8 protein-coding genes and 1 pseudogene are annotated in these 12,190 nt (G+C 71.1%); 6 read left to right on the forward strand and 3 right to left on the reverse strand.

The features are described 5' to 3' along the window. Positions 1 to 133: 133 nt before the first annotated feature. Together ACIHCM_RS00005 and ACIHCM_RS00010 are read left to right on the forward strand one after the other, a co-directional pair. A pseudogene (locus ACIHCM_RS00005) lies at positions 134 to 1,067 on the forward strand (pyridoxamine 5'-phosphate oxidase family protein). A gap of 66 nt (positions 1,068 to 1,133) precedes the next feature. Beyond that, positions 1,134 to 2,126 (forward strand): Acg family FMN-binding oxidoreductase, encoded by a 993-nt coding sequence (locus tag ACIHCM_RS00010; protein WP_399887076.1) that lies wholly within the window; start codon positions 1,134 to 1,136, stop codon positions 2,124 to 2,126. A 63-nt stretch (positions 2,127 to 2,189) separates the two neighbouring features. Here the strand turns inward: ACIHCM_RS00010 and ACIHCM_RS00015 are convergent, their stop codons facing one another. After that, a complete protein-coding gene (locus ACIHCM_RS00015; RefSeq protein WP_399887078.1) occupies positions 2,190 to 2,867 on the reverse strand; it encodes a CBS domain-containing protein in 678 nt (225 codons plus the stop codon). A 24-nt stretch (positions 2,868 to 2,891) separates the two neighbouring features. Continuing rightward, the gene (locus tag ACIHCM_RS00020; RefSeq protein WP_399888645.1) at positions 2,892 to 3,293 is read right to left on the reverse strand and encodes a Crp/Fnr family transcriptional regulator; all 402 of its coding nucleotides are present in this window, start codon (positions 3,291 to 3,293) and stop codon (positions 2,892 to 2,894) included. 322 nt (positions 3,294 to 3,615) lie between these two features. Between ACIHCM_RS00020 and ACIHCM_RS00025 the strand changes: the two genes are divergently transcribed. From ACIHCM_RS00025 to ACIHCM_RS00040, 4 genes are all read left to right on the forward strand, one after another. Beyond that, complete coding sequence (locus ACIHCM_RS00025; RefSeq protein ID WP_399887081.1) at positions 3,616 to 4,491, forward strand: universal stress protein; 876 nt, start codon at positions 3,616 to 3,618, stop codon at positions 4,489 to 4,491. Positions 4,492 to 4,549: 58 nt separating this feature from the next. Next, a complete protein-coding gene (locus tag ACIHCM_RS00030) occupies positions 4,550 to 6,946 on the forward strand; it encodes a glycoside hydrolase family 65 protein (RefSeq protein WP_399887083.1) in 2,397 nt (798 codons plus the stop codon). A gap of 111 nt (positions 6,947 to 7,057) precedes the next feature. Beyond that, entirely contained in the window at positions 7,058 to 7,936 is an 879-nt protein-coding gene (locus ACIHCM_RS00035; protein WP_399887085.1) for a potassium channel family protein, read from the forward strand. Between the two features lie 271 nt (positions 7,937 to 8,207). Beyond that, a complete protein-coding gene (locus ACIHCM_RS00040) occupies positions 8,208 to 10,895 on the forward strand; it encodes a cation-translocating P-type ATPase (RefSeq protein WP_399887087.1) in 2,688 nt (895 codons plus the stop codon). A gap of 71 nt (positions 10,896 to 10,966) precedes the next feature. On the opposite strand, the gene ACIHCM_RS00045 is transcribed toward ACIHCM_RS00040, so the two are convergent. Continuing rightward, positions 10,967 to 12,139 (reverse strand): MFS transporter, encoded by a 1,173-nt coding sequence (locus tag ACIHCM_RS00045; protein ID WP_399888648.1) that lies wholly within the window; start codon positions 12,137 to 12,139, stop codon positions 10,967 to 10,969. Between the last annotated feature and the right edge of the window lie 51 nt (positions 12,140 to 12,190).

Raw genomic sequence — 12,190 nt, forward strand, 5'->3', positions numbered from 1 at the left:
CGTCCGGGTTGTGACCGCTTGACATCCAGTCGACCCAGCCCGCCCTTGCGGATATGGGCCGGTCGTCCCATGCGGCGGCGTGTCGCACGTGGCACGTTGGATACAGCACCATTCTGAGGAGAGGGCGGCGATCATGCGAGCTCACCTCGGCGACCAACTCGTCATCGAAAGCCCGAAGACTGGCGCGACCAGGCGCGACCAGGCGCGACGGCGAGATCGTCGGACTCCACCACGAGGACGGAACACCCCCCTACGACGTGCGCTGGTCGGACACGGATGATGTGACCCTCGTGTTCCCCGGGCCTGACGCACACGTCCGGCATGTGGAGCACGGGCAGCCCGGGACCACCCGCGGGTCTTCCCAGCCGGACACGGGTGAGGCGGAGGCCGTGTCCGCGGTCGCTCCGCCGACCGGGACACCCAACCCCGGCGGCATCGGCCGACGCGTGGCCGTCGAACGCCGGAGGCGCGGGCTCAGCCGGGAGGAAACGGCCCGCCGCGCCCGCATCTCGCCGGGCTATCTGGCGTACCTGGAGGAACAGCCGGCCGACCCGGCCGTGGCGACTCTCCTCAGTCTGGCCGATGCGTTGGGCACCACCGCCACGGCCCTGCGCGGGGCAGGCGTCGACCTGCCACCCGGTCAGGGTCACGCACTGCTGCATCCGATGCTGCGGGACCTCCGCCCGGAGGAATGCCGCCGCCTGCTGTCCACGCATGGCGTGGGGCGCATCGCCGTGTCGGCGCCCGAGGGTCGCCCCGCTGTCGTCCCGGTCAACTACGAGGTCGTGGAGGACACGATCGTCTTCCGGACCGCGCCCGACTCCGTGCCCGCGGCGGCTGTCGGAACGGAGGTCGCCTTCGAGGTCGATCACGTGGACGAGGCGATGAGCAGGGGTTGGAGTGTGCTCGCGGTCGGCCCCGCGAACGTCGTCACGGAGCCCGACGCCGTGCGTGGGCTCGCCCAGCGCGCACACACCGAGCCATGGGCGGGCGGTGCACGCGAGATGTGGGTGTCGATCCGGTCCACGCGCCTCTCGGGCCGGCGCATCACTCCGGCCGAACAGTAAGCGGCCACGGGCCGCCGACGAGCGGCCCCATCCCGGCGCGCCGCCGACTCGCGAGGGGAGGTTCCAGTGAGCCGACAGGCACCGGCCGACGCGGAGGTGACGGCCCTGGCCCAGGCCGCTGCCGCCGCCCCGTCGATGCACAACGCGCAGCCCTGGCTGTTCCGCTACTTCCGGCGCAGCCGCACGTTCGAAATCCACGCCGACTTCGAGCGCACCATGCCGCACTCCGACCCCGACACACGCGGCCTGCACATCGGCTGCGGCGCCGCCCTGCTGAACCTGCGAGTCGCCGTGGCCCACGAGGGTTGGTATCCGGAAACCCGGCTGCTGCCGGACCCCACCGACCGGACGCTGCTCGCGAGCGTGCGGCTGACCGGCGCCGCAACCGACGAGAGCGAACTCGGCGCGCTGTATCCCGCGATTCACCAGCGGCACAGCAGCCGTTACCCGTTCGAGGAGAGGGAGATCCCCGATCCCGTGCGGGAGGCTCTCAGCGCAGCCGCCCGCGTCGAGGGAGCAGCGCTGACCTTCCCGACCTCATGGCATCTGCGGGAGGTGCTGGAACTGGTCCAGGAAGCCGAGGCACGCGACATCACCGACCTCGGCAGCGACCAGGACCTGGCGCGGTGGACGCGTATCGACACCCCGTCGGTGGGCACCGCCGACGACGGAGTCCCGCACTACGCGTTCGGGCCGCGCAAGCGCGGCGGCAAGGCCCCCATGCGCGACTTCGCGGGCTCCCGGAGGGTGGCGGGCCGTGACGCCGCGGACTTCGAACGCACTCCTCAGCTGGCCCTCCTCAGTACGAGCCACGACCGCCCGGAGGACTGGCTCCGCGCCGGTCAGGCCATGGAACGCGTCCTGCTGCTGGCCACCCTTGAGGGCCTGTCCAGTTCCTTCGCCACCCAGCCCCTCGAATGGATCGACCTGCGCTGGCCGCTGCGCGACCCGGTGTCCGGGACGGGCTACACGCAGATGCTCCTACGCCTGGGGTACGGCCCCAAAGGACCCGGCACACCGCGCCGCCCGGTGTCGGACGTACTCGACATCCAGCCCTGACCGCCATCCAGCCCTGACCCGCCCGAGGGACCGCAGCCGGCCGGCGGTCGGCCTGGCGCACGGTCACTGAGTTGTCCCAGGCCCGTCCCGACCGGCTGACTCGCCGGTGAGCTGTGGCTCGACGTCCACGACGCCTTCCACGGCGCGCACGAGGCGCACGGCGACCGAGATGAGCGAGGTGTCATGGATGTGCCCGCGGAGCGTGACGACTCCCTCGTGCACGTTCACGTGGATGGCGTGGCTGAAGGCCGGGAAGAGGTAGGACACCACGGTGCGGCGGACCTCCTCCTCGATCTCCTCATCCGACCGCAGGAAGACCTTCAGCAGGTCGGCGCGGCTGACGATGCCCTGGAGCATGCCGATGTCGTCGACCACGGGCAGCCGCTTGACGTGCCGGACGGCCATGATCCTGGCCGCCTGTGCCAGGGTGGCGTCGGGGTGGACCGTGATCGCGGGGGTGCTCATGAGCTCCTCCGCCGTCACCGCCCCGGCCTTGGCGACGTCGGACAGGCGCCGGCGTTGCTCGAAGAGGCTCGGGTCGCTGTCGCGGAACTCCTCCTTGGGCAGCAGATCGGCCTCGGAGACGACGCCGATGACCCGCCCTTCGCCCTCCAAGACCGGCATGGCACTGACCTTCCACTGCTCCATGGTCTGCACGATCTCCTTGAAGGGCGCGTCGCGTCCGACGGCCACGACCGTCTGGGTCATCACATCGCTGACGATGTGCGGGGTCTCAGGCACCGCGATCCTCCTCGTCTCGCCTTGTCAGGGCACCTCCCCGGCGCCGTGGGGTGCGTACAGGTCGAGCAGCCGCACCCGGGAGGACCTGAGCCGGCTCGCGATCACGCCGGCGACGTAGGTCAACAGCGCGTGATCCAGCTCTGGGTCGTTCCCGCACAGCTCACGGACCGCAGCTGCGCCGAACTCGTAGGCACGTACCGGGCTGCTTGCCTGGGCCCCCAAGTGCCAGTGATGGGGAGGGATCAGCCAGGACCAGCCCAGCAGCTCCCCGGCACCGAGGGTCTCGATGACCGCTGCGCGGCGGCCGGGCACATGTACGTCGAGGGCGACGGTCCCCGTGTGGATGATCCAGAAGCGGTCGGCTTTGCCGCCCTCGTTGAAGATGCGCTCGTCGGTCGCGAACGACACCTCGCGAGCGAGGGGCATGAGCTGTTCGCGATGTTCCTTGGTCAGGGCGCCGAAGACGCCGGTCCTGGAAACCACGATCGCCTTCCCTTCACCATGACCGCGAAGCGGAAACCCGCTCGTATCAGGCCGATGCGACGGCCGTGGCGGCGATGCGAGGAATGGAACCCCGTTCTTTGTCCGACCGCATGACTCCACGATCGTCGCAAATCGCCGCAGTGCAACCTGGGCCGACGTCCCCCTTCGAGAGCCGGTCCAGGTGTCGCGACGGAACCCGTGCGGTGCGACGGTATTCACAGGGGCTTCTTCAAGGCAGTGGCCGGGCAGGAAGGTGGTGGCGACCATGGACCTCCCGCTGGTCGTGGGAGTCGACGGGTCGGATTCCAGCCTGGACGCCGTCGACTGGGCGGTGGACGAGGCCGCGCGCCTCGGGCTGTCTCTGCGGCTCGTCCACGCCTCTTTGTGGGAGCGGTACGAGGGAGGCCGGCCGTCCTTCAGTACCGGCCGTCCAGCCGAAGAGGTCATGGCCCAGCACATCGCCGCGTCCTGCGCGGAACGAGCCCGGCTGCGCAACCCGGAGGTGAAGGTCTCGAGCGACGTACTGCCCGACGACGCCGTGTCCGCTCTCCTGCACGCAGCTCATGAATCCTTCGCCCTGGTCACGGGCTCCCGCGGCCGCGGTGAAATCGCCGGGATGGTGCTGGGGTCGGTCAGCCTGGCGGTGGCCGCCCGTGCCGTGTGTCCGGTGATCGTGGTCCGCGGCGGGGAGCCGAACCAGCAGGGCTCCTTCGGCCGGGTAGTGGTCGGCCTCGGCGACTCCACGGAGGGCTCGGCCGCCGTGCGGTTCGCCTTCCGCGAGGCCGAGACGCGCGGCTGCGCCCTGCACGCCGTACGGGCCTGGCGCCGCCCCGCCCATGAACACCTGGACCATCCCCTGATCGCCGACGATGCCGCCGGTGCCCACGAGGAGCGCGCCTCCGCCCTCCTCACCGACGCGCTGCGCGACGCCGTACGGAATCACCCGCAGGTAGAAGTGCATCGTCAGGCTGTCGAAGGCCCCGCCCACAAGGTCCTGCTGGACGCCTCCTCCGACGCCGACCTGGTGGTCGTGGGTGCGCGCAGGCGCCACGGCCATGTCGGTCTGCAGCTCGGCAGGGTCGCCCACGCCCTGCTGCATCACGCCGAGTGCCCGGTGGCCGTCGTCCCCCAACGGGCCTGACCCGACGCGCGTCTCATACTCCTGCACACCTCGTGAAGGGAGAAGGAGAGGGCGGCGGATGTCGGAGTGGACCTGGGAGTACGAAGGCTACGATCCGGCCGGCGAGCGGCTGCGTGAATCGCTGTGCACGCTCGGCAACGGCTACTTCGCCACCCGCGGCGCCGTACCCGAGAACAGGGCGAGTCTGGTGCACTACCCGGCCACCTACGCGGCCGGGGTCTACAACCGCCTGGAGTCGACCGTGGCCGGGCGACGGGTGGTGAACGAGGACCTCGTGAATCTCCCCAACTGGCTGCTCCTGCGCTTCCGTCTCCGCCATGCCGACGGATCGGCGGGCCCGTGGTTCTCTCCCGACACGCGTCCGGTGCTCGATTACCGGCACACCCTTGATCTGCGCCGTGGCACGCTGACGCGCATGTTCCGGTTTCGGGACGAGGCGGCAGGCACGCTGAGCGTGGAGCAGATTCGCTTGGTTCACATGACGGATCCGCACCTGGCCGCACTGCGGACCGTTGTCACAGCCGAGGAATGGTCGGGAGAACTGGAGGTCGAAGCCGCCCTTGATGGCGACGTGATCAACAGCAACGTGCACCGTTACAGGTCCCTCAACCGTCACCACCTGGCCCGTGTACGGACCGGCGCGTCCGCGACCGACGTGACGTGGCTGAGCTGCCGCACCAGCACCTCCGATGTCGGCATCGGCATGGCGGCCCGTACGGTCGCCGCCGGGCCGCCCACGTCGTCGGAGTTTCGTCCGTCTCATCGCCGTGCCGTACACCGGCTGGTGATACCGGTCGCCCCAGGCCGACCCGCCGTCGTGGACAAGACAGTGGCCCTGCACACCTCCCGTGATCCGGCGATCAGTGACCCGCTCGGCGCGGCGCTCGACCAGGTGGCCTCGGCTGCGGGTTTCCCGGCGCTTGTGGACTCCCATGTCGCGGCCTGGGCGCGGTTGTGGCGGGGGGCGGACATCCAGGTGCAGGGGGAGGCGGGCCGTGTTCTGCGCCTGCATCTGTTCCATGTGCTGCAGACACTGTCGCCGCACACCGCGGACCTGGACGTGGGCGTGCCGGCCCGTGGGCTGCACGGCGAGGCGTACCGGGGCCATGTCTTCTGGGACGAGCTGTTCGTGCTGCCGTATCTGAACCTGCGTTTCCCGGAGGTCTCGCGGGCACTGCTCAACTACCGTCACCGGCGCCTGCCCCGGGCGTGCCGCGCTGCCCAGGCGGCGGGCCGGGGCGGGGCGATGTACCCGTGGCAGTCCGGCAGCGACGGCCGTGAGGAGACCCAGCAGCTGCACCTCAACCCCCGATCCGGCCGGTGGCTGCCGGACCACTCCCGGCTCCAGCACCACGTCGGCTCGGCGATCGCCTACAACGTGTGGCAGTACTGCGAAGCGAGCGGTGACACAGAGTACCTGCACACCAAGGGCGCGGAGATGCTGCTGCAGATCGCCCGCTTCTGGGCGGACAGCGCGCAGTTCACCCCCGGCCTCGGTCGGTATCGCATCCTCGGCGTGGTCGGCCCCGACGAGTACCACGACGGCTACCCCGACGCCGCCCGGCCGGGCCTGGACGACAACGCGTACACCAACGTCACCGCGGTCTGGGTCCTCAGTCGCGCCCTGGACCTGGTGCGGCGCCTCCCGGCATGGCGCCGACAGGAGCTGTTCGAACGTATCGAGCTGGACAGCGGCGAACTCCCGAAGTGGGAGGAGGTCTCCCGTCGGCTGCGCGTGCCGTTCCACCGGGGCGTCATCAGCCAGTTCGACGGCTACGGCGACCTCACCGAGCTGGACTGGGACGCCTACCGCACCCGCTACGACAGCATCCGGCGGCTGGACCGCATCCTCGAAGCCGAGGGCGACTGCGTGAACCGCTACCAAGCCTCCAAACAGGCCGACGTCCTGATGCTCGGCTACCTCTTCTCGCCCGCCGAACTGCGGGATCTGTTCCGCCGTCTCGGGTACGAAGTGGACGACGAGGTCTGGCGCAGGACCGTCGACTACTACCTGCGGCGCACCAGCCACGGCTCCACCCTCAGCGGCCTCGTCCACGGCCTCGTCCTGGCGAGGGCCAGACGAGCCGAGGCGTGGAGCTACGTCCGTGAGGCTCTGGAAGCGGACATCGCCGACATCCAGGGTGGTACGACCGGCGAAGGCATCCACCTCGGAGCCATGGCCGGGACTCTGGATCTGGTGCAACGCGGCCTGACGGGACTGGAGACGCGTGAGGACGCGCTCCGGCTGGATCCGGTACCCCTTCCTGCACTGTCGGAGTACGGGTTCTCCCTGCGCTACCGCGGACACTGGGGTGTCGGCATACGGCGCCGGAGCGGGCAGCTGGAGATCCGGGTGCCCGACTCGGAGGAGTCACCGATCCGCGTGGTGCTGGCCGACCGGGCTGTGACCGTAGCGCCCGGAGAGACCTGCACGCTCGTGCTGCCGGAGAGCTGATCCGCGCAGACGGGCGTGCCGACCTCGGCGTCTGCGGCAGGATCAGCCGGACAGGTCATAGGCTCCGAAAGCGGAGTTCGGCTTCAGGCGACAGTGCCCTGGGAGACGTGGATGAAGTGGTTGGTCTCGCTGGTCGGCGCCGGGCTCGTCATGCTCACCCTGCGGGACCTCTTTCATACCCTCTGGCACCCCACCCGCCACGGCGGCCTGAGCCGCCTCGTCATGACGGCGCTGTGGCGTCTCGCCCGGCGCCTCCGAGCGCGCCGGCGGGTGGTCGGGCTCGTCGGACCGCTCGCCATGGTCACGGTCGTGTCCATGTGGGCCGCCACCGTCATCCTCGGCTGGGCCATCGTCTACTGGCCCCACATGCCCGGGGCGTTCACCTTCTCGCCCGGCTCCAAAGCGGCCCAGGAGCCCGCGCTGCTCGACTCCCTGTACCTGTCGCTCGTCACGGTGGCCACCCTGGGGCTGGGGGACATCGCACCCGGTGAGGGCTGGCTCCGCCTGGTCTCCCCGCTGGAAGCCCTCGTCGGTTTCGTCCTCCTGACGGCCACTGTCTCCTGGGTGCTGGAGATCTACCCGGCGCTGACCCGCAGGAGGGTCCTGGCCATCCGGCTGGCACTGCTGCGCGACTCGGCGCCGACACCGCAGCAGATCGACTGCACAGCCGGGGCACTGCTGCTGGACAGCCTGGCCACCGAAGTCGTACGCGTGCGGATCGACTTCACCCAGTACGCCGAGGCGTACTACTTCCATGACGGGGAGGACCACTCGTCGCTGGCGGCCACAGTCGGCTACGCCGCCACCCTCGCCCAGCGAGGACAGGCAGCCCAGCGGCCGGAGGTGCGCCTGGCAGGTGACCTGCTCGCCGGTGCGCTGAACGACCTCGCCGCCATCGTTGACCAGCGTTTCCTCCACACCGGTGGCACGGCGGCGGAGGTCTTCGCCGCGTACGCCGCCGACCACGGGCGCAGCCTCGCACAGCCCTGACCAACCGGCCCATGCCTGGCACGCAGCGCCAGGATCGCCCAGACGACGAGTGGTCGGTCATGCCGGCCGGCGTCAGCGGTGGCACCCTGACAAGCGGACACCGGTATTCGGGGACAGCGGTTCCCTGCATGACGGGAGTGTGGTGGATGGCGCACAGCGAACAAGCCGGTCCTGATGCGGCCGCTCTGGCACGCCCCGGCGTCCTCCCGGTGGGTGACGGCGACCTTCGAGCAGTCCGTGGCGCACGCGCGTACGGAACTCCGCCGGGCACATGAGCGCGCAGCGGGGCGACCGCGGCTTTGATGCGGGCACCGACGCACCCCGTACGACATCGCCCGCATCTTCGGCGGCGGGTCTGTCGTCGGCCGAGGCCGCGCGCCGACTGACGCGTTACGGGCCCAACGCGATCCCGGCGGAGCCGCGCGCCCCCGTATGGCGGCGGGTGCTGCAGCAGTTGCGAGACCCGCTGATCCTGGTGCTGCTGGCGGCCGCCGCCTTGACGATCGCCACCGGTGACCTCTCCGACGCCGCCGTGATCCTGCTCGTCATCACGGTGAACACCGCAGTCGGCGTCGTTCAGGAGGTACGCGCCGAACAGGCGGTGATGGCCTTGTCCGCCATGAGTGCTCCCACCGCCAGAGTCGTGCGGGACGGCGAGGAACGCTCCCTCCCCGCCGCCGAGGTGGTGCCCGGCGACCTGGTCCTGGTGGCCGAGGGGGACATCGTGCCCGCCGACGGGGACGTACTGTCCGCGGCCTTGCTGCTGGCGGACGAGTCCTCGCTGACGGGGGAATCCGTCCCGGTGGAAAAGGCTCCCGACAGCGACCCCTCGCACGGCATGGTGTCGGCGGGCACGGTCGTCGTCCGCGGCCACGGACGCGTCATGATCACCGCCACGGGAGCCGACAGCGCGCTCGGCCGGATCGCGTCCCTGATGGGTGCCGCGCCCGGACTCACCCCGCTGCAACGCCGGCTGGCGAGGTTCGGCCGGGTTCTGGCAGCCGCCATCGTGGCCCTGTGCGCCCTGGTTCTGGCTCTCGGACTGGTGCGCGGACAGCCCGTGGAACTGATGATCGTGGCGGCGATCAGCCTCGCGGTCGCCGCCGTACCGGAGTCCCTGCCCGCCGTCGTGACGCTCGCGCTCGCCCTGGGGGCACGGCGGATGGCGGACCGGCACGCCATCGTCCGCAGGCTGCCCGCGGTGGAGACGCTGGGCTCCGTCACGGTGATCGCCACCGACAAGACCGGCACCCTGACCGAGGGCCGGATGGCCGCCGAACGGCTGTGGACGCCGCACGGAGAGGCCACGGTCCTGGGCACCGGCTACGAGCCCCAGGGCCGGGTCATCCGCGACGGAGAAACGGTCACGGCGAACGACGCACCCGACCTGGCGGCGTTGCTGCGCGTCGCGATGCTGTGCAACGACGCGGCGCTGGAGCCTCCGCCGGACGGCTCCGCGGAGTGGCGCGCGCTGGGTGACCCCACCGAGGCCGCGCTGCTCGTGGCAGGGGCCCGGCTCGGGCTGGACCGGGCGGCGCTGGACCGCGAGCTGCCGCGCCTGGAGGAGATTCCCTTCGACAGCGGCCGTAAGCGCATGACGACCGTCCACCGCCGGCCGGACGGAGCAGTGCGGGTCGCGTGCAAGGGAGCGCCGGAGTCCCTGCTCCGGCCGCAGGTCCTGGCCGACGGTCCGGACCTGCTCGCCCGGGCGGCGGCTCAGGCGGAGGGGCTGGCGCGTGACGGGTACCGGGTGCTCGCCGTCGCGTCGGCCGACCACGAGGAGGCGTTGGAGCCGTCCGGGACATGGGAGTCGGGCCTGTCGCTGCTCGGCCTTGTCGGCATCCTGGACCCGCCCCGCAGCGCGTCCGAGCCGTCGATCGCCGCCTGCAAACGGGCCGGCATCGTCCCTGTACTCATCACCGGCGATCATCCGCTGACCGCACGGGCCGTGGCGGAGCGCCTCGGCATCGCCTCCCGGGAGGAGGAGGTCACCACCGGGCAACGGATCCGGGAAGGCACGGCCGGCGAGCTGACCGGCGTACGTGTCTACGCCCGGACCACTCCCGAGCAGAAGCTGGACATCGTCGAGGCGTGGCGCGGGGCCGGGCAGGTGGTGGCGATGACGGGTGACGGGGTCAACGACGGCCCGGCCCTGCGTCGCGCCGACATCGGTGTCGCCATGGGGCGGCGGGGCACCGAAGTGGCCCGCCAGGCGGCCGACCTGGTGCTCGCCGACGACAACCCGGCCACCATCGTGTCGGCCGTCGAAGAGGGGCGCCGGGTCTACGCCAACGTGCGCCGGTTCCTGCTCTACGGGCTCGCCGGCGGCACCGCGGAGATCCTCGTGATGCTCCTCGGCCCCTTCTTGGGGATGCCGCTGCCGCTGCTGCCCGCACAGATCCTGTGGATCAACCTGCTCACGCACGGCCTGCCCGGCGTCGCGCTCGGCGCGGAGCCCGTCGCCCCGGACGCGATGCGCCATCCGCCCCGGCCCCCCGAGGAGAGCGTGCTGGGCGCCGGCCTGTGGCCGCGGATCCTGTTCATGGGCGCCTTCGTCGCCACTGTGACCCTGGTGGCCGGCGTGTGGGCCAAGGAGACGGGCCGCCCCTGGCAGTCCATGATCTTCCTGGTTCTCGGCGCCACCCAGCTGGGCGTTGCCCTGGGCTCCCGCGCCCGTCCGGGAACCCTGACCAACCCGTTCCTGCTGGTCGCCGTGGGTGCCGCCTTGAGTCTCCAGGCGGCCGGTGTCTATCTGCCCCCTCTCCGAAACCTGCTGGGCACAGAGCCGCTGTCGCTCGGGGACCTGGCGATCGCCTGCGCGATGTCCGGCCTCGGCCATGTGGTCATGCGTGCGCAGGCACGGCTGTGGCCGGAGCGGCAGCCGCGCGCCGCCTTGGCGGCAGGTGGTGATCCGGGTGGTCGGCGTTCTCGCTCCGCCCGGGCAAAGGGGCTCCGCTGATCTTGGTCTTCCCGCGCTGAGATGGACAACTACGTCATCGATCCCGACGTCCCTGGTGCTGTCGGAAAGAGTCATGCGCCTCGCCCGCGTACGTGCGGGCGCAGGGCATGGTGGCGGACCACGGTCGCGGTGAAAGCGCACGTGGCGGCAGCGGTGAGGGCCAGGAGCAGGTATCCCCGGGTGTAGTCGTCGGCGACGCCGTAGACGGCGCCCATGACCAGGGGCGGGAAGAAGCCGCCCAGTCCGCCGGCGGCGCCGACGATGCCGGTGACCGATCCGACCTGGTCGGCGGGTACGAGGCGGGCCACGAGGGCGAACACGGCGCCCGATCCGGTTCCCAGGGCCGCGGCCATGCCGAGGAAGGTCAGCGTGCCGATCGGGATCAGGGCGAGTTCGAGGGAGGCGAGGAGGGCGAGTGCGGCGATGGCGGCGTACGCCCCGATGAGCACGGGGACGGGGTGGAGCCGGTCGGAGAGCCAGCCGCCCACCGGGCGCGCGGCGACCGCGAGGACTACGAAGCCGGCGGTGCGCAAAGCGGCGTCGGAGCGCCCGAGATCGTAGGCGGTGGTGAGATACGTGGGCAGGTAGACGCTGAAGGCGACGAACCCTCCGAAGGCCACGGCGTAGAGGAAGGCCAGCTGCCAGGCGGTGGGCATCCGCAGGGTGGCTGTGGTGCGCGTGAGCAGCGAGCCGGCCGGGATGGCGCGTTCGGGCTGGTCGCGCAGGAGGAAGTGCGCGGTGACGGCGTAGACGGCCAGGATGCCTGCGACGAGGGTGAAAGGAAAGCTCCGGTCGACGGCATCGGCCAGTTGCACGGTGGTGAACGCCGAGATGGCCGTTCCCCCCGTGCCGATGCCGAAGACGCCGAGCGCCAGGCCGCGCCGTTCGGGCGGGTACCAGGCGTTGACGAAAGGGACGCCGACGGCGAACGTGGTCCCGCCCAGCCCGAGGAAGAAGCCACCGGTGAGGAACTCCGCCAGGGAGTCCGCCAGATGGCCCAGGTAGAGCACGGGCAGGATGGTCAGGGCGGTGACGAGGGGAAACATCCGGCGGGCACCCACGCGGTCGGTCAGCGCTCCGACCGGGATCCGGCCGAGCGAGCCGACGAGAACCGGCACGGCCACCACCAGGGACTGCTGGAACGAACTGAGGCCCAAGTCGTTGCGGAGCGTCGGGCCGAGCGGCCCCAGCAGAGCCCACGCCCAGAAGCCGGCCATGAACCCGGCCGTGGCCAGAGCCAACATGCGCGCCGGCTGCGTGAACGGGTTCACAGGCTCTTCCTCTCCACGCACACC

Source organism: Streptomyces sp. NPDC052023, assembly GCF_044548465.1.
Taxonomy (GTDB): Bacteria; Actinomycetota; Actinomycetes; order Streptomycetales; family Streptomycetaceae; genus Streptomyces.